Source organism: Buchnera aphidicola str. Sg (Schizaphis graminum), from assembly GCF_000007365.1.
Lineage (GTDB): Bacteria > Pseudomonadota > Gammaproteobacteria > Enterobacterales > Enterobacteriaceae > Buchnera > Buchnera aphidicola.
The window spans coordinates 579,184-596,365 of record NC_004061.1 but is presented as its reverse complement, the minus strand read 5'-3'; the positions used below and the strand labels follow the sequence as shown (position 1 = coordinate 596,365).

The 17,182-nt window shown below is 23.5% G+C and carries 19 protein-coding genes, 2 tRNA genes and 3 pseudogenes; 10 read left to right on the top strand and 14 right to left on the bottom strand.

All coding sequences use genetic code 11. The annotated features are described in order from the left end of the window. Positions 1-61 precede the first annotated feature (61 nt). From rpsF to dut, 5 genes and pseudogenes are all read left to right on the top strand, one after another. Positions 62-403 carry a 30S ribosomal protein S6 gene (gene rpsF, locus BUSG_RS02865; RefSeq protein WP_011054049.1) on the top strand — a complete coding sequence of 114 codons (342 nt, stop codon included), beginning with the start codon at positions 62-64 and terminating at the stop codon, positions 401-403. Between the two features lie 63 nt (positions 404-466). Further along, positions 467-694 carry a 30S ribosomal protein S18 gene (rpsR, locus tag BUSG_RS02860; protein ID WP_011054048.1) on the top strand — a complete coding sequence of 76 codons (228 nt, stop codon included), beginning with the start codon at positions 467-469 and terminating at the stop codon, positions 692-694. 56 nt (positions 695-750) lie between these two features. Next, positions 751-1,203: a 50S ribosomal protein L9 gene (gene rplI, locus BUSG_RS02855; protein WP_011054047.1), complete on the top strand. Its 453-nt coding sequence runs from the start codon at positions 751-753 to the stop codon at positions 1,201-1,203. Positions 1,204-1,244: 41 nt separating this feature from the next. Next, positions 1,245-2,003: pseudogene (gene cysQ, locus BUSG_RS02850) on the top strand (3'(2'),5'-bisphosphate nucleotidase CysQ). Positions 2,004-2,032: 29 nt separating this feature from the next. Next, positions 2,033-2,512 (top strand): dUTP diphosphatase, encoded by a 480-nt coding sequence (gene dut, locus BUSG_RS02845; protein WP_011054046.1) that lies wholly within the window; start codon positions 2,033-2,035, stop codon positions 2,510-2,512. 19 nt (positions 2,513-2,531) lie between these two features. Here dut and pyrE read toward each other — a convergent pair. Both pyrE and BUSG_RS02835 read right to left on the bottom strand, forming a co-directional pair. Beyond that, positions 2,532-3,187: pseudogene (gene pyrE, locus BUSG_RS02840) on the bottom strand (orotate phosphoribosyltransferase). 59 nt (positions 3,188-3,246) lie between these two features. Continuing rightward, positions 3,247-3,319, bottom strand: a tRNA-Ile gene (locus BUSG_RS02835). Between the two features lie 133 nt (positions 3,320-3,452). Here BUSG_RS02835 and BUSG_RS02830 point away from each other — a divergent pair. Further along, a tRNA-Asn gene (locus BUSG_RS02830) sits at positions 3,453-3,525 on the top strand. 14 nt (positions 3,526-3,539) lie between these two features. On the opposite strand, the gene BUSG_RS02825 is transcribed toward BUSG_RS02830, so the two are convergent. Continuing rightward, positions 3,540-3,848: a DUF496 family protein gene (locus tag BUSG_RS02825; protein ID WP_044006065.1), complete on the bottom strand. Its 309-nt coding sequence runs from the start codon at positions 3,846-3,848 to the stop codon at positions 3,540-3,542. Positions 3,849-3,942: 94 nt separating this feature from the next. Here BUSG_RS02825 and sbcB point away from each other — a divergent pair, with 94 nt between their 5' ends. After that, the gene (gene sbcB / locus BUSG_RS02820; RefSeq protein ID WP_011054044.1) at positions 3,943-5,391 is read left to right on the top strand and encodes an exodeoxyribonuclease I; all 1,449 of its coding nucleotides are present in this window, start codon (positions 3,943-3,945) and stop codon (positions 5,389-5,391) included. Here sbcB and murI read toward each other — a convergent pair. From murI to mutY, 3 genes are all read right to left on the bottom strand, one after another. Continuing rightward, positions 5,378-6,148 carry a glutamate racemase gene (gene murI, locus BUSG_RS02815; protein WP_011054043.1) on the bottom strand — a complete coding sequence of 257 codons (771 nt, stop codon included), beginning with the start codon at positions 6,146-6,148 and terminating at the stop codon, positions 5,378-5,380. The genes sbcB and murI overlap by 14 nt on opposite strands. A gap of 66 nt (positions 6,149-6,214) precedes the next feature. Next, a complete protein-coding gene (locus tag BUSG_RS02810; protein ID WP_011054042.1) occupies positions 6,215-6,451 on the bottom strand; it encodes an oxidative damage protection protein in 237 nt (78 codons plus the stop codon). Positions 6,452-6,476: 25 nt separating this feature from the next. Then, complete coding sequence (mutY, locus tag BUSG_RS02805; RefSeq protein ID WP_011054041.1) at positions 6,477-7,520, bottom strand: A/G-specific adenine glycosylase; 1,044 nt, start codon at positions 7,518-7,520, stop codon at positions 6,477-6,479. Positions 7,521-7,628: 108 nt separating this feature from the next. Between mutY and trmB the strand changes: the two genes are divergently transcribed. Continuing rightward, positions 7,629-8,348, top strand: coding sequence for a tRNA (guanosine(46)-N7)-methyltransferase TrmB (gene trmB, locus BUSG_RS02800; RefSeq protein WP_011054040.1), 720 nt, complete (start codon positions 7,629-7,631; stop codon positions 8,346-8,348). Positions 8,349-8,354: 6 nt separating this feature from the next. Here the strand turns inward: trmB and hemW are convergent, their stop codons facing one another. From hemW to dnaB, 5 genes are all read right to left on the bottom strand, one after another. Beyond that, on the bottom strand, positions 8,355-9,485 hold the full coding sequence (hemW, locus tag BUSG_RS02795; RefSeq protein ID WP_011054039.1) for a radical SAM family heme chaperone HemW: 1,131 nt from the start codon (positions 9,483-9,485) through the stop codon (positions 8,355-8,357). Between the two features lie 28 nt (positions 9,486-9,513). Then, complete coding sequence (locus tag BUSG_RS02790) at positions 9,514-10,203, bottom strand: YggS family pyridoxal phosphate-dependent enzyme (RefSeq protein ID WP_011054038.1); 690 nt, start codon at positions 10,201-10,203, stop codon at positions 9,514-9,516. 31 nt (positions 10,204-10,234) lie between these two features. Then, a complete protein-coding gene (ruvX, locus tag BUSG_RS02785) occupies positions 10,235-10,648 on the bottom strand; it encodes a Holliday junction resolvase RuvX (protein WP_044006098.1) in 414 nt (137 codons plus the stop codon). Between the two features lie 10 nt (positions 10,649-10,658). Beyond that, positions 10,659-11,621: a glutathione synthase gene (gene gshB, locus BUSG_RS02780; RefSeq protein ID WP_011054036.1), complete on the bottom strand. Its 963-nt coding sequence runs from the start codon at positions 11,619-11,621 to the stop codon at positions 10,659-10,661. 162 nt (positions 11,622-11,783) lie between these two features. Continuing rightward, positions 11,784-13,181 (bottom strand): replicative DNA helicase, encoded by a 1,398-nt coding sequence (gene dnaB, locus BUSG_RS02775; protein ID WP_011054035.1) that lies wholly within the window; start codon positions 13,179-13,181, stop codon positions 11,784-11,786. Positions 13,182-14,044: 863 nt separating this feature from the next. Between dnaB and ssb the strand changes: the two genes are divergently transcribed. Beyond that, positions 14,045-14,533, top strand: coding sequence for a single-stranded DNA-binding protein (gene ssb / locus BUSG_RS02770; protein WP_044006063.1), 489 nt, complete (start codon positions 14,045-14,047; stop codon positions 14,531-14,533). 51 nt (positions 14,534-14,584) lie between these two features. Here the strand turns inward: ssb and BUSG_RS03210 are convergent, their stop codons facing one another. Both BUSG_RS03210 and BUSG_RS03205 read right to left on the bottom strand, forming a co-directional pair. Beyond that, on the bottom strand, positions 14,585-14,983 hold the full coding sequence (locus tag BUSG_RS03210) for a hypothetical protein (RefSeq protein ID WP_050702900.1): 399 nt from the start codon (positions 14,981-14,983) through the stop codon (positions 14,585-14,587). Then, a complete protein-coding gene (locus BUSG_RS03205) occupies positions 14,943-15,353 on the bottom strand; it encodes an alpha/beta fold hydrolase (RefSeq protein ID WP_050702899.1) in 411 nt (136 codons plus the stop codon). Before BUSG_RS03205 ends, BUSG_RS03210 begins: the two co-directional genes overlap by 41 nt. Positions 15,354-15,485: 132 nt before the next feature. Here BUSG_RS03205 and BUSG_RS02760 point away from each other — a divergent pair, with 132 nt between their 5' ends. Beyond that, the gene (locus BUSG_RS02760) at positions 15,486-16,064 is read left to right on the top strand and encodes an NfuA family Fe-S biogenesis protein (protein WP_011054033.1); all 579 of its coding nucleotides are present in this window, start codon (positions 15,486-15,488) and stop codon (positions 16,062-16,064) included. A 49-nt stretch (positions 16,065-16,113) separates the two neighbouring features. On the opposite strand, the pseudogene ansA reads toward BUSG_RS02760, so the two are convergent. Continuing rightward, positions 16,114-17,128: pseudogene (ansA, locus tag BUSG_RS02755) on the bottom strand (asparaginase). Between the last annotated feature and the right edge of the window lie 54 nt (positions 17,129-17,182).

Genomic DNA, 17,182 nt, shown 5'->3' with positions numbered 1-17,182 from the left:
TTTCTTGGAAAATAGCTATAAACAATAAGAAAGCTAAAAAAATCCACAAGGAGCATTTTACATGCGTCATTATGAAATAATTTTTATGATTCATCCAGACTATAGTGAAAAAGTTTCTGTAATAATCGAAAAATATAAAAAAATCATTCATCATAATTCTGGTATTATACATCGTTTAGAAGATTGGGGTAGACGACAGCTAGCTTATCCTATTAATAAATTACATAAAGCACATTATATTCTTTTGAATATAGAAACTTTTCCTAAAACTATCAGTCTTTTAGAGACAGATTTTCGTTTTAATAATGCAGTTATTAGAAATATCATTATATCTGTAAAAAAAGCAATCAATGAACCTTCTCCAGTAATAAAGTTAAAAGAAGAAAAAAAAGATAAAAAATAAGTAGTTGTAAAGACATAAACTTTATTAAAAAATAAAATATTTATTTTAAAGGATACTTAAATAATGGCACGTTACTTTCGTCGTCGAAAATTCTGTCGTTTTACTGCAGAAGGCATTCAAGAAATAGATTATAAAGATATTGCAATGTTAAAAAATTATATTACAGAAAATGGTAAAATTGTTCCTAGTCGTATCACTGGCACCAGAGCTAAATTTCAGCGTCAATTATCTAGGGCTATTAAAAAAGCACGCTATCTTGCTTTACTTCCATATACTGATCAACACCATTAAGATAAATTTTATTTAATTATTAAACAAAGTAGAAAAAAAAGAGAGAACAATCAACAATGGAAGTAATTCTTTTATCAAAAATAAAAAAACTAGGTGATTCTGGTGCAATTGTTCATGTTAAATCTGGCTATGCAAGAAATTTTTTAATTCCAAAAGGTAAGGCAATTTTAGCTAGTAAAAAAAATATTGAATCTTTTGAAGCTCAGCGTGTTGAGTTAGAAAAAGAAAACATTAGTAAATTACTTATTGCTCAATCTCGAGCCGAAAAAATAAAGACAATAAAATCTATAACTATTCCATCTAAAGTTGGTAAAGAGGGTAAAATATTTGGTTCGATAGGAATTAGGAATATTATAAAAGAAATGAATTTATTGGGTATCAAAGTTAATAAAAAAGAAATTAAATTACCAAACGGAGTATTACGTCAAGTAGGAGAACACAAAGTCATATTTCAACCACATAATGAAGTATGTGAATATTTTATAGTTAATATTATTTCAAAAAAATAAATATTTTTTAAAATAAATTTAATATACATAAATGGTGTTAAATGTTAAAAAAAATTTGTGAACTAGCACAAATTGCAGGTTCTGCTATAATGAATTTTTTTTCTAAAAAATCAGTAAACATTTAATATAAATCAGATAATACTCCTATAACTAATGTTGATTATGAAGCAAACCATATTCTTAAAAAAGGATTGTTTTCAATTTGTTCAAAAATTCCAATTTTATCTGAAGAAGGATTACATAATTTTAAAGATTATAAGAATTGGCATACTTATTGGTTAATTGACCCATTAGATGGAACTAAAGAATTTTTAAAAAAAATGGTGAATTTACAGTAAATGTTAGTTTAATTAAAAAAGGTATACCTGTTTTAAGTTTGATATATGCTCCTTTTTTCAATGTTTTGTATTATTCTTTTAATAAAGAGGCTTGGAAAGAAAACAAAAAAGAAGGATATAAAAAAATATTTGTTGCATCATCAAAAACACCATTATTAGTCACAAGTCGTTCACATCCTGAAAAAGAATTAGATAATTTTTTAAATTACACAAATAATAGCAATTATAAAATAAAAAAATTAGGTTCTTCATTAAAATTTTGTTATGTTGCAGAAGGAAAAGCACAAATTTATCCACGATTTGGAAGTACATGCATCTGGGATACTGCAAGCAGGTCATGCTATTGTTATTGCAGTAGGTGGCAAGGTACAAACATGGAATGGAGGAGAATTAAATTATTCTTTATCTTCTTATCATAATATTTCATCTTTAATAAATCCAGGTTTTTTAGCCTCTAATTAGAAAATTTATAATTCATTAATAAAATATTTATGCAAAAACATTTGATTAATAATAATATTAAAATCAGAATTCTAGATTCTAATATAAAAAAAAATAGTAGTTTTTTTTTACCCCAATATGCAACTCCTGGATCTTCCGGTTTAGATCTTAGAGCAAGTATAAAGAAAAAAATATCTTTACCTTCTAAAGAAGTTATTTTAGTTCCAACTGGAATAGCAATACATATTGATAATCCTTATATTACAGCTTTAGTTTTACCTCGTTCTGGATTAGGTCATAAAAATGGGATTATCTTAGGTAATTTGATTGGTTTAATTGATTCAGATTATCAAGGTGAATTAATGATATCGCTTTGGAATCGTAGTAAAAATATTTTTTTTATTAATCCCTATGATAGAATTGCTCAGATGATATTTGTTCCAATTATCAGACCTACATTTTCTATTGTTGATGATTTTGAAGAAACCGTACGTTTTGGAAAAGGATTTGGTCATTCAGGTGTTCAATAATAAATAAAAATGTAATATTTTACCTATTACTTCTTATTATTGCTAATTTTTTACGATATTCGATTAATTTATATGCATATTTTTTTAATTTTTTTTCTTCTAAAAGATAAGATATAAAGTCATCAATTGTAATAATTGAATTGATTTTACATTTTTTTTTATCTTGTGAGTTAATTATTATATCTAAGTAATTTTCTTGTTTTTCTTTTCTATCTAATAAAACAAAAATTGAAGATATTTCAGCTTTTTCTTGTTTTATTATTTTAGCTGCATGATTGATTGAAATTCCTGACGTAATCACGTCGTCTAAAATAATAATTTTTTTATTTTTTATATTTGCTCCTACAAAGGATCCTTTTTCTCCATATTTTTTTTCTTCTTTTCTGTTAAAAGAATATGGAACGTCTAAATTATATTGATTTTTTAATGCTATAGAGGTGGCGACTACAATTGGGATACCTTTATAAGCAGTACCAAATAAGATATCAAATTTAATATTTAAATTAATTATAGCTTGTGCGTAAAAACAACCAATCTTAGCAATATCTTCTCCCTTAGATAATAGACCTGAGTTGAAGAAATAGGGACTTGTTTTTCCAGATTTTAGTATAAAATTTCCAAAATTGAAGACTTTTTTTTTAAAAGAAATTTAATGAATTCTTTTTTCCACTTCATAAAGTTTGATCCTTATTTTTAGTGAAAAGTTTTAATTAATATTAAAAATTTTATTTTAATGGCCCTTGCTGGATTTGAACCAGCGACCAAGCGATTATGAGTCGCCTGCTCTGACCACTGAGCTAAAGGGCCATAAAATTTTATATTATACTATAAATCAATTTCTTCTAATAATCTACACTTCTTTTTATTTTTTTAAATTTAATTTTTTTTTGTTTTATATCTATTTGACATATGTGTAATTTTTTGATATATATATTTATATTCCTCTGTAGTTCAGTTGGTAGAACGGCGGACTGTTAATCCGTATGTCACTGGTTCGAGCCCAGTCAGGGGAGAAAAAACTTTTTTTTCAATCAACAATTAATTTTAACTCTTTTGATAAACTTCTTTTTTCCTTTGAAAGCTCAGCATTTTTTACAATATAATCATCTATTCTATCTTCATAATCATTTTTCATCATAAAAATTATTTTTTTAATTTCTTCATAGTTCATGTCTGGTGTAATATATTGATTAAGATTATCAAGTAATAATATTCTTTTTTGATTATCTCTAATTTTTTTTTCAATGTCGGATATCTCTCTCTTTATTTTATTTTTTCTTCTGAATTTATGTACAAACTCTAATGCGCTTTTAAATGTTTTTTTTGTATTCATTATATTTAAAAAACCTTTTTCAGTTATAGTGAATATTTTTAATAATATTTTAGAGTTTAACAGTTTTTATTCATTAAAACTAAAAATGAAAAACAATATGAAAAATATTTTAAAAAAAAATGAAGTAAACTTTTTATTTTATGATTATGAAACTTTTGGAATACATACATCTCTAGATAAACCAGCTCAATTTTCTTCAATTAGAACAGATAAAAATTTTAATATTATGGAAGAACCAAAGTGTTTTTATTGTTTTCCATCAGATGATTACTTACCTGATCCTTCTTCAATTTTAATTACAGGAATTACTCCTGAATATACAGAAAAACATGGTTTTAATGAATACAAATTTTCTAAAAAAATACATGATGTTCTGTTAAAACCAAATACTTGTATTATAGGTTATAATAATATTAATTTTGATGATGAAATTACAAGAAATATATTTTATCGCAATTTTTTAGATCCTTATGAATGGAGTTGGAAAAATAATAATTCTCGTTGGGATTTATTAAACGTTGTAAGAGCATGTTATGCTTTAAGACCAAGTGGTATACAATGGCCTAAAAATGAATTTGGACTACCTGTTTTTAAACTTTCAGATTTAACTCAAAAAAATAATATATCACATTATAATGCTCATGATGCTACATCAGATGTATATGCTACTATTGAATTAGCCAAACTAATAAAAAGAAAACAACCAAAATTATTTGATTTTTTTTTCAAATACAGAAAAAAAAATGAATTATGTAGGTTAATTGATATAGAAAAATTTACCCCAATTATATATGTTTCTAGTTATTTTGGAGCTTTACGTCAGAATATGAGTTGTATATTACCTTTGTCATGGGACCTACATAATAAAAACATATTAATTTCAATTGATTTATTTAAAGATATTGACAAACTAATTGTTTTTTGCAAGACAGTATCTATTAGTAATATTTCAATTAAAGATTTATTTGATCTAGGAATAGTATTAGTATATTTGAATCGCTGTCCTATTTTGGCACCAATAAAAGTGATTAGAAAAGAAGATACTAATCGATTAAACTTTAAAAAGTATTTTTACTATAAGAAAATAAATCTAGTGAAAAAAAATTATTTTTTAATAGATTTAGTTAAAAATGTTTTATTAAAAAAAAATGAAAATAAAAATTCTTTAAATGTAGATCTACAAATATATGATTCTTTTTTTAATTTTCATGATAAAAATTTAATAAAAAAAATAAGTCTAACTAAATCGAGTGATTTAAAAAAGATGAAGTTAGATTTTAAAGATCCTCGTTTAAAAGAGTTATTTTTTCGTTATAAAGCACGTAATTTTTTTAATATACTAAAAAATGATGAAAAAAAGGAATGGATTAATTATTGTTTAAAAACTTTAAATTCTTTTTTTTTAACAGGATATATAGATAAAATTGAAAGTCTTTTAAAAATTTATTCTTATGATGTAAAAAAAAATAATTTATTATCTGATTTATTAAAGTATGTTTTTAAAAAATATAAAAAAGTGTTTTATAAAAATATTAATTTAAGTTAATTTCTTGAATTTTTTTAAATTTATATTTTTTTAAAAAAAATACTAGTTGTTTTATTTGTTTATTATATTTCGAACATAATAAAATATTTTTTTTTATTTTTTTTTGATAAAAATATTTTTCAATTTTATTAACAATGGTATCTCCTGGGTCTATAAAATTAATAGGTTTATGAAATATCTGCTGAATCTCTTTTTTTAGAAAAGAAAAATGAGTACATCCAAGGATGATAGTATCAGGTTTTATTGAAAGAATGATCCACGATTGAAAGATTTTTTTTAATTTTATATTTGAAATAGATAGTTTTCTAACTTTTTTTTCAGCTATTACCGCTAGTTCATTTGTAGCTATTATTTTTATAGTATTTTCAAGAGAATATTTATATATTGTTTTTTTTATATATAAACTATTAATAGTTGATCGAGTTGCTATTAAACCGATAATTTTATTTTTTGTTATTTTAATAGCAGGTTTAAATACAGGTAACACTCCAATAATAGGAATACTAAAAGTTTTTTTTAAAGTAGGTAAAGATATTGTACTTGCTGTATTACAAGCTATTATTACCATCTTAATAGGATAAATTTTCTTTATTGCATTAATTATTTTTATGCTTCTTTCTATAAGAAATTTTTCTTTTTTTTTTCCATAAGGAAAAGCTTCGTTATCTAGCATATAAATATAATTTATATGGGGAAATTTTTTTTTAATATTATCTAATATAGATAGCCCACCTATACCAGAATCGATTATAAGCACTTTTTTAATACGCTAATAATTTTAAGAAATTATATTAATAATTTAAATTTATATAGAAAAATGTGTCTATTCGTTATTAAATAGAAATAATTTCATATATTTTTCTATTTTTTTTCTATCATTTTGATTAAACATATTTAGTTTTTCTTCATTAATTAATTTAGTTTGCTGTAATTTCCATTCCTTCCAAGCAATTTTAGATATTTGATTATATATTTTTTCTCCTAATTTTCCTGGATAAGGAGGATAATCTTGACCTTCAGATTTTTTTTGTAAAAATGTACAAAAAATTATACGATTCATTTTTTTTAACCTTTTTTATTAAAAACTATTTAAATATTTCTAGTATTTTTTGAACTGGTTTAGGAAGACCTATGTCGTGTGTGTTTTTCAAATCATACCAAATTCCTGTTTTTTTACTATTCTGAAAATTTTTAAAAAAAGATAAATTTACTAGAATTGGAATAATATGAAGTGTAAAATGACTAAATTTATGATAAAAAGATTGAATTTTTTTATGTTTTTTATCTATATTGATTTTATTTTTTTTTAACCATTCTATGGTTTTAATTTTAGTATCAAAATTTGGAAAACAAAATAAATTTTTCCAAATTTTTTTTTCTGTATTTTTTTCAATCCAAAATTGATTTTGATATTTGATAACAACAAACCAAGATTTTTTTTCTAGTATTATCTTTTTCTTTTTTTTTAATGGATATTTAATCCAATTTTTTTCTTTGTAAGCTATGCATTTTTGTATTAATGGGCATAAATTACATTTTGGATTTTTAGGAGTACAAATTAATGCACCTATATCCATTATACCCTGATTAAAGCTACCAGTATTATGAATTGGAGTAATTAATTCGATTAAATACCATAATTTTTGTTCTATTTTTTTTTCTGTTACATATCCAATTATACCGTAATATCTCATTAAAATTCTTTTTACATTTCCTTCTAAAATAGGAAAAAAATAATCTAATGATAACGATAAAATAGCACCTGCTGTAGATCTTCCAATTCCTGGTAATTTAATTAGGTCTGAAAATCCTGTTGGAAATTTTTCTTGGAATTCTTCTTTAATAATTTTCACTGTTTTATAAATATTTTCTGCTCTTTTATAATATCCAAGTCCACTCCATAAACATAAAATATCGTCTAATTTACTTTGATTTAAAGATTGTATATTTGGAAATCTTGATATAAAATTTTTAAAATAAGGAATTGCTGTTTTTACAGTTGTTTGCTGTAACATTATTTCTGATATCCAAACTTTATATAAAGTTTTATCTTTTTTCCATGGAAGATTTTTTCTTCCATTTATATGATACCAATTAAGAATTAATTGCGAAAAAACATATATTGTCATTTTATAGAATTTTTTAATTTTAAAAATTTTAAAAAATATGAGATATAAATTATCTTAATGTAATTGACTTCAATATTTTTTACTTGATTAAAAAAAGTATGATTAAATATGAAAAATAATATTATCACACCTCAATATAATTGCAATGGTACTTTTTTACGTAAAAATCGTAGTTTTGTTTGTCGAAAAGGTCGAATTACTAAATCTCAATTACAGGCAATTGAAAAATATTGGTTGTCAATTGGTATTGATTTTAAATTAGAACCGTTAGATTTTACATCTGTTTTTAAAAATAGTGCTCCTGTTATTTTGGAAATTGGTTTTGGATCAGGTGAGTCTTTAGTTAAAACTGCTGCTAATTTTCCAAACAAAAACTTTTTAGGAATAGAAGTTTATAAATCAGGAATAGGATCTTGTTTACGTTTAGCTCATTATTCTGGAATTAATAATTTAAAAATTATTTATCATGATGCAATTGAAGTAATTGATCAGATGATTTTAGATCATACTTTATCAAAAGTACAAATTTTTTTTCCAGATCCATGGAATAAAAAAAGACATCATAAAAGAAGAATGATACAAGATTTTTTTCTAATAAAAATTTTAAAAAAATTAAATAATGATGGTATTTTACATATTGTTACTGATTCAAAAGAATATAATTTTTTTATATTAAACTTAATACAAAACATTGATAATTATATAAATTTATCAAAAAAAAGAATGTGTTTTGAACATTTTAAATATCGTTTAGTAACTAACTTTGAAAAAAAAGCAAAATTATCAGGCAATAAAATATTCGATTTAATATTTAAATTAAAAAAATAGAATTTTTTAATCTAAAAAAATCTTTAATAATGAATTAAGAAACATTTTTCCTTTTTTTGTTGTATCCCAAAAATCAATTTTATTTTTTAGGTATCCTTTTTCTATTGCTTTTTTTATTTTTTCTTTTATATAATTTTGATTAATATTTGTTCTTTCTTCAAATTGTCTTTTTAAGACAGGTTTGTAAAGTCTAAAGATATTCATAAAGTATTCAAAAGGTTTATCTTTTTTTAACACAAAATTTTTGTGTTTCAAATATTTACCATTCATAAAATCGTTTATATTCTTATTTTTTATAGTTCTAATAATATCTCCATTAATTTGAGTTATTTTACCATGAGCACTACAACCTATTCCTATATAATCTCCAAAATTCCAGTAATTAAGATTATGTTGACATTCATAGTTTAATTTTGCATATGAAGATATCTCATATTTTTTATATCCTGATTGTTTTAAAAATTTCTCTCCTTCTACTAACATTTTAAAAATATTGTTCTCGTTGGGTAAATTTAATTTTTTTACATAAAAAGGAGTATTAGGTTCTAAAGTTAATTGATACCATGATATATGTGTTGGATTATATTTAACAGCGTATTGTAAATCCAACAATACATCTTTTAAAGATTGATTAGGTAGTCCATACATAATATCTAGATTAAAATTTTTATTGATTTTTTTTATTTCTTCTACTGCTAGAATTGCTTCTCTTTTATTATATGTACGTTCTATTTTTTTTAATAAATCTGAGTTAAACGTTTGAACACCTATAGAAAAACGATTGATACCTGATTTTTTATAATTAAAAAAACGTTTGTATTCTAATGTTGTTGGATTTGCTTCTATGGTAATCTCTGCTGTATTAGAAATATTTATTCTTTTTTTTATTTCCCTCATCATTTTTTTTATTGAACTACTTTTAAGTAAACTAGGTGTTCCACCACCGATAAAAATACTGTTTATTTCTCTTTCTTTTATCAAGCTTAAATCTTTTTCTAAATCTTTTAATAAATGATCGATATATTCTTTTTCTGGAATAAAACTTTTGTTAACGTACGAATAAAAATCACAATATCCACATTTTTTTATACACCAAGGAATATGGATATATAAGCTAATAGGTGGAAGTTTAAACATAGTAGTATTTTAATAAATATTTAACATATTATCTAACTTGATTTTTAAAAATAAAACGTCCAATTCTAATCATATTACTGTGAAAAAGTAAAGCATTTTCTATATCAAAACTTGTACCTAATGATAAAGTATCAATTGACTGGTATTCTTTTTTTAATTCATTAAAAATAAAGTTTCCATTTTTATAATTATCATTTTGTTTTATCATTTTTTTTTCTACTTCAGGCATCATCATAATTCCTCGAAAATTTAAATTAGGCATTAAAGAAATAGTTTTTGCTAATTTTTTATAATTTTTTATGCATATGCCATTTTTAGTTACTTCATTAGAGATGTTTATTTGCATTAAGACATTCATTGGAAATGATTTTTTTTCTCTATATTTATTAAGTAGAATTGCGATTTTTTCGCGGTCTATAGTTTGACACCAATCGAAATTTTCTGCAATAATTTTTGTTTTATTTGATTGAACTTTTCCAATAAAATGCCAAATAATATTTTGATATTTTTTTAATTTTTGAATTTTATCAATTCCTTCTTGAACGTAATTTTCTCCAAATTCGTGTATTCCAGATGATATTGCTAATTTTATTTTATCAATTCCTTGGTTTTTGCTCACTGCGATTATTTTTATTTTTTTTAAAGGATAGTTATTTTTCTTTAAAAAATATTGAATTTTTTTTTTAATAATTTTAATATTGATATTAATATTGTTCATGTTTTATCATTAATTTGAATGTATTAAAGAATTAATATAAATTTTGATTAAACCAACTTTCTAATATAATTACAGCAGCAACAGAATGTATTTTTTCTTTTTTTAATACTTTAAAACCATTTTTCTTAAATATTAATGATTTAGCTTCTTTAGTACTTAAACGTTCATCATGTAAATAAACAAAAATATTAAATTTATATTTTAATAAAAAAGCAAATTTTTCTGCTTTTTTCGTTATATCTTGCCTAGTACCATCTATATTTAATGGTAGTCCTACAACCAAAAATTTGGGTTGCCATATTTTTAATAAATTTTTTATATTATTCCAATCTGGAGATCCGTTTTTTGCAGATAATTTATTTAAAGCTCTGCCTTTTTTAAGGATATTTTCTCCGACTGCTACTCCAATATTCTTTAAACCAAAATCAAAAGCTATTACTATCATTTTTTGATCTCTATTTATATATTTTATCTTCAATATAATCGATTAAAATACCTGTAATAGAAATATTTTTCTTTTCTTCAATTTCACAAATACATGTTGGACTTGTAACATTTATTTCTGTTAATTTATCACCTATTACATCTAATCCAACAAGAATTAATCCTCTTTTTTTTAAAATTGGAGCCAAATAATTAGCTATTTCCCAATCTTTATCGTTTAGTTTCTGTACCCTTCCTTCTCCTCCAACAGCCAAATTTGCTCTTGTTTCTCCATGTTTAGGAATACGTGTTAAAGACCAAGGTATAGGTTTTCCATTTACAATTAAAATTCTTTTGTCACCGAATTGTACTTCTGGTAAATAAGTTTGAATCATACAATATTTCTTTTCGTAATTTGTAAGTGTTTCTACAATAACAGAAAAATTAGGGTCATCTTTCTTAATACGAAAGACACCTTTCCCACCCATTGCATCTAAGGGTTTTAATATTATGTCGTTTTTTTCTTTCCAAAAATTATGTATTTTAGATAATTTTCTTGTAACTAACGTGTCTGTAGTAAATCTAGAAAACCATGATATAAATATTTTTTCGTTGCAGTCTCTTAAACTTTTGGGTTTGTTAATTACTAATACACCTTTTTCTTCTGCACGTTCGAGAATATATGTTGCGTAAATAAATTCAGTATTAAATGGAGGATCTTTTCGCATTAAAATAGCATCTAACTCATTTAATGAAATATCTTTTTTTTGAATAAATTTAAAATAATTATTTTGATTTTTTTGAATTTCTATTGATTTTGTTGTTGCATACGATTGACCTTTCCTTAAATAGAGATCATTCATTTCCATATAATAAATTTCATGTTGTCTTTTTTGAGCTTCTAATAATATAGCAAAACTTGAGTCTTTTTTGATGTTAATTAATGTAATAGAATCCATTACTATTCCGATTTTTAAATTCTTTTTTTTTCTCATATGTTTATAACTCAATACTAAATTAAATTATGTGTTGTAAATATAATACAAAACGCATTTTTTTAAAATTACAATTTTCTTAATTAAAATTAGTTGTTAAATTTTAAAAATAAAAATTAATTTGAATAAGATTGGTATCTTAATCTAAAATTATTGTATTATTCAATCATATTTAGGACCACAATAATTATCAAATCTAGACCAGTGTCCGTTAAATGTTAAGCATATTGTCCCAATTGGTCCATTTCTTTGTTTCCCTATTATAATCTCTGCCACACCTTTAAAATCACTGTTTTCGTGATATATTTCGTCGCGATATATAAACATTATTAAATCTGCATCTTGTTCTAGAGAACCAGATTCGCGTAAATCTGAATTTACTGGTCTTTTATCTGATCTTTGTTCTAAAGAACGATTCAATTGTGATAATGCTATAACTGGTACTTGTAATTCTTTTGCCAATGCTTTTAAAGTTCTTGAAATTTCAGCAATTTCAAGAGTTCTGTTATCAGAAAGAGATGGAACTCTCATTAGTTGTAAATAATCAACCATTATTAAAGTTAATCCCTTATTTTCACGATAAATACGACGTGCTCTAGAACGAACTTCACTAGGAGTAAGAGCTGAAGAATCATCTATATAAATATTCTTTTTTTTAAGTAAAACATTGATAGTACCAGACATGCGAGACCAATCTTCATCATTTAATTGTCCTGTTCGAATACGTGCCTGATTAACTCTGGATAAAGATGCTAACATACGCATCATGATTTGCTCTCCAGGCATTTCTAAACTAAAAATTAATACTGGTTTATCATATAGCATAGCAGCATTTTCACATAAGTTCATTGCAAAAGTTGTTTTACCCATTGAAGGTCTTGCTGCAATAATAATAAGCTCTGAAGGCTGCAAACCTGATGTTTTTTTATTTAAATCTTGATATCCTGTATTTATTCCTGTTACTCCATCATTAGGAGATAAAAATAATTTTTCAATACTAGTAACAGTTTCATCGAGAATTTGTTCAATATTTTTGGGACCTGAATCTTTTTTAAAACGTTTTTCGGCAATTTTAAATACACTAGATTCTGCATAATCTAATAATTCTTCGCTTTTTCTCCCTTGAGTATCATATCCAGCATTTGCTATTTTGTTGGCTACTAATATCATTTCCCTTACTATTGCTCTTTCGCGTATTATATCAGCATATGCTATAATATTTGCTGTGCTAGGAGTGTTTTTTGATAATTCTGCTAAATAAGAAAATCTACCTACACTTTCTAATTTTCCCTTTTGTTCTAACGATTCTGATAATGTAATTAAATCAATAGGATGTCCTAAATCTAATAATTGTTGCATCTCTTGAAATATTAAACGATGTGGTTTACTAAAAAAATCATCAGCTACTACGTGTTCTGAAACAGAATCCCATTGTTCATTATCTAACATTAATCCACCTAATACTGATTGTTCTGCTTCTAATGAATGTGGTGGAATTTTTAATCTATTAATTTGATGTAAATATGATTTATTTTTTGCCATATATATTGGATATACCATTATTTAGTGAATCATTGTAAAATTATATTATAGTATTTTAAATAGTAGACTATTTATTCACTAATCCAATTTAGTTTTTTATCTTATTTTAAGAAATCGATTATCTAAAAAAAATTTTTTATTTTTATCTTTAAGTATTCGATTGATCATGTCAAAAAAATATATAATAAGATATTTTATTAATTTTTCTGAAAAGTATATTCTTATTTTATTAAGGGAATATATTTTTAAGGGAATATTTTTTGATATACTAAATAATGTTAAAATTAATTTTTCACTTTATTTTGATAGATTTTAATAAGAATATATATAATAAAAAATTTAATTTTATTTATTTTTTATCAAATCAGTTTTACTTTTTTGAGATTATTTATAAAAATTTATGAAAATATAATTCAATTTTTTTTATATTCTCAGAAACAAAATTACTATAACAATGTTTTATTTAAGATAAAATCTATGATGTTGGAATTTATTTAAAAAGAATTTTTTTTTAAAACTTAAAAAAATTAATTACGTTTTTTAAATTTTTCAAAAACTTGTAATTATTTAAAATAATACATTAATATAAAAAATATTATTTAATTTTTAAAAATATATAAAATTATAGTTTATAATTTTTTTAATAGTTTTTTTTAATTAAAAAAAGATATAAATTTTTATTTTTTAAAAAAAATTTTTATAAAAACAACTATTAAAAAATTTTTATTATTTCTAATATCTTAATTATTTTAATATATCGTTTTTTATAATTTTGGTTATATTAAATTAGGTATTCATGATGTATTTGTATTACAAATAATTAAAAATTCTATTTAAAAATGTACTTAATTTTTTTAAAGTTAGAAAATGGAGTTTTGATTATGGCAAGTAGAGGTGTAAATAAAGTAATATTAATTGGTCATTTGGGTCAAGATCCTGAAGTTCGTTACATGCCGAACGGTAACGCAGTAGTAAATATGACACTTGCAACTTCAGAAAATTGGAAAGATAAAAATACTGGTGAAAACAAAGAGAAAACAGAATGGCATAGAATAGTATTATTTGGAAAATTAGCCGAAATTGCTGGAGAATATTTAAGAAAAGGTTCTCAAGTTTATATTGAAGGATCTCTTCAAACTAGAAAATGGCAAGACCAAAATGGTCTTGAACGTTATACAACAGAAGTTATAGTTAACATTGGCGGTACGATGCAAATGTTAGGAAATCGTAATTCAAATTCTCATAATGTCACATTAAATGAAAATAATAATATTGTAAAAACAAAAAAAATAGAAATAAATAATTCTCCTAAAAAAATAGAAAAAATTGATTCTTCAGAAATAGATTTTGATGATGAAATTCCTTTTTAGAAAAATAAAATCCATGGCCCCAATTTTTTAGGGGCTATATATTTTTTTAAATCAAAGATTTTTTATAAATTTTAGTAAAATATGACAAAATTGTTCTTTATGTGAAATAAAAGGTATATGAGCTGCTTTTTCTATAATAATAGAAATGCTTTCAGGCCATTTTTTATCAAGTATTTTAGATATTTTTTTTGGAACTAAACTATCTAAAGCACCATATATACGTAATAAAGGAATTTTAAGAATATTTTTTTCTAACCGTAAATCCGTTGAAAGAAGTATTTCTAATCCATTTTTTAACATTTTTTTATCTGGTTTATCTTCATAAGATATTATTTTTTTTAATTTTTTTAGATCTTGTAAATTTTCTTTTGATCCTGATACTTGTAAAGATAAAAAATTATTTATTGTATCATAATAATTTTTTTTTAAATTTTTGTAAAAACGATGCATTGTTTTTTCTTCTACTCCGGGCCATTTTTTTTTTTATAAAACATGGAGAAGAAGTAACATTTATTACTCCTAAGATGTTTTGTGGATATAATGAAGCAAATCGATTAGTAATTAATCCACCCATAGACCATCCTAACCAAATAGAATTTTTAGGCATATAATAATATAAAATTTCACTTATTTCATCGATTTTAACTGGTAGTAAATGTTTGTTAATTCCTATTCCAGGTAAATCAATTAAATAAAATTTAAATATATTATTAAGTTGATTAATAATAATAAACCAAATTTTTGAATTGAATCCCCACCCATTTAACACAATAAGATTAATTTTTCCATGGCCTATTGTTTTCCAGTAAAAATTTTTCATTTATTTTTCCTAAATAAAAATTTTTTTATTGTTTTCATATAAGATCATTCTATTATGAACAGAATATTCTTGTATTTATTATAATAAATTAGTAAAATTAATCATAATTAAAATTTTACTAAATTAACATTTATGATTAATATTTCTGATAAGGCTCAAAATCATTTTATATCACTTTTATCAAAAGAACCTATCGGTACTCAAATACGTGTATTTATTATAAATCCAGGTACACAAAATGCAGAATGCGGCGTAGCATACTGTACTGAAGATGACGTAGAAAATCATGATATTAAATTAAATTATAATCATTTTTTTGTTTATGTTGATCGATCTATCATTTCTTTTTTAAAAAATTCTGAGATTGATCTTATAGTTGATAATGTAGGTTCACAATTAACTTTTAAAGCGCCTTATGCTAAGCAAAATTATTCAAAAAATACTGCATCTTCTTTAAAAGAAAGGATAGAAAACTTTTTAAACAATAATATCAATCCCCAATTATCAATGCATGGAGGGAAAGTTCATTTAATTCAGATTTCTCAAAATAATACAGCTTTAATAAAATTTACTGGAGGATGTAATGGATGTTCAATGATTGGAACTACTTTAAAAGAAATAGTTGAGAAAAAGATATTATCTTTTTTCCCCGAAATAAAAAAAGTAATTGATCAGACTGACCATCTTCATGGTAATCATTCTTTTTATTGAATTTTTTAAATCAATATCTAATATTTTTTAAAAAACATATGAAAATTACTTAATTTAAAGTTAATTCGCCCCGTAAGTTGTTTTGCATTTGAATACGAATTTTTTCAATCGAAAGATTTTGACTTAATAGAAAATGCAACTTAGTTAATGCCGCTTCTATTGTTAAATCATATCCGCTAATAACACCAACTTTTATGAGTGAATTACCAGTTGCATAATTATTCATATTAACGCATCCAGATGCACATTGTGTTAAATTTATTACGATAATATTTTTTTTTTTTGGCAATATCTAACTCTTTTAAAAAATCTGTATTCTGCGGAGCGTTTCCTATTCCATAGGTACATAAAATCAACGCTTTTACTGGATTGGATAAAAAGTTTTGTATTACTTCTTTAGATATGCCTGGATATATTGTAAGTATGCTGATAGGTTGTGGTTTTATTTTATATACCTTGAGTTTTTTTACTTTTTTTTTAAATTTCTCTTTGTAAAAAGATTGAATATTGATTCCTACTTCTAACAAAGGTCCTAAATTAGGTGAAGAAAAAGCGTCAAATCCATCAGCATGTGATTTAGTTGTTCTATTTCCTCTATATAATCTATGATTAAAAAACAGAGTAACTTCGTTAATAGGATAATTTGCAGCCATTAACAATGCGTTTAATAAATTTTGTCGTCCATCTGATCGGATTTCTGATAGCGGAATTTGAGATCCTGTTATTATCACTGGTTTTTCTAAATTTTCTAATATAAACGACAAAGCTGATGCAGTATATGCCATGGTATCTGTTCCGTGCAGAATAATAAATCCATCATACTTATGATAATTATTTTTAATATCGTCTGCAATTTTTTGCCATTCTATTGGAGTCATATTAGATGAGTCAATTAACGGATTGTATTCTTTAATAGTAAAATTTGGAATCTCTGAACTATGAAATTCTGGCATGTTAATTAATTGTTTTTGAAGATATCCAGAAATAGGAATATATCCATATTTTGATTTTTGCATCCCAATAGTACCACCTGTGTATGCAATATATATAAATTTTTTTTTCATTGCAGAAACTCTTTTTTTTTACCATGCAATATATAAATATTTGTATTATTACAT

Bases quoted from the DNA above. Each gene is read 5' to 3' on its own strand.
- BUSG_RS02760 (WP_011054033.1), top strand. From the start codon at position 15,486: ATGATTAATATTTCTGATAAGGCTCAAAATCATTTTATATCACTTTTA.
- trmB (WP_011054040.1), top strand. From the start codon at position 7,629: ATGAAAAATAATATTATCACACCTCAATATAATTGCAATGGTACTTTT.
- ruvX (WP_044006098.1), bottom strand. From the start codon at position 10,648: ATGATAGTAATAGCTTTTGATTTTGGTTTAAAGAATATTGGAGTAGCA.
- BUSG_RS03205 (WP_050702899.1), bottom strand. From the start codon at position 15,353: ATGAAAAATTTTTACTGGAAAACAATAGGCCATGGAAAAATTAATCTT.
- BUSG_RS02810 (WP_011054042.1), bottom strand. From the start codon at position 6,451: ATGAATCGTATAATTTTTTGTACATTTTTACAAAAAAAATCTGAAGGT.
- dut (WP_011054046.1), top strand. From the start codon at position 2,033: ATGCAAAAACATTTGATTAATAATAATATTAAAATCAGAATTCTAGAT.
- rpsF (WP_011054049.1), top strand. From the start codon at position 62: ATGCGTCATTATGAAATAATTTTTATGATTCATCCAGACTATAGTGAA.
- dnaB (WP_011054035.1), bottom strand. From the start codon at position 13,181: ATGGTATATCCAATATATATGGCAAAAAATAAATCATATTTACATCAA.
- rplI (WP_011054047.1), top strand. From the start codon at position 751: ATGGAAGTAATTCTTTTATCAAAAATAAAAAAACTAGGTGATTCTGGT.
- sbcB (WP_011054044.1), top strand. From the start codon at position 3,943: ATGAAAAATATTTTAAAAAAAAATGAAGTAAACTTTTTATTTTATGAT.
- hemW (WP_011054039.1), bottom strand. From the start codon at position 9,485: ATGTTTAAACTTCCACCTATTAGCTTATATATCCATATTCCTTGGTGT.
- rpsR (WP_011054048.1), top strand. From the start codon at position 467: ATGGCACGTTACTTTCGTCGTCGAAAATTCTGTCGTTTTACTGCAGAA.
- BUSG_RS03210 (WP_050702900.1), bottom strand. From the start codon at position 14,983: ATGCATCGTTTTTACAAAAATTTAAAAAAAAATTATTATGATACAATA.
- BUSG_RS02790 (WP_011054038.1), bottom strand. From the start codon at position 10,203: ATGAACAATATTAATATCAATATTAAAATTATTAAAAAAAAAATTCAA.
- ssb (WP_044006063.1), top strand. From the start codon at position 14,045: ATGGCAAGTAGAGGTGTAAATAAAGTAATATTAATTGGTCATTTGGGT.
- mutY (WP_011054041.1), bottom strand. From the start codon at position 7,520: ATGACAATATATGTTTTTTCGCAATTAATTCTTAATTGGTATCATATA.
- gshB (WP_011054036.1), bottom strand. From the start codon at position 11,621: ATGAGAAAAAAAAAGAATTTAAAAATCGGAATAGTAATGGATTCTATT.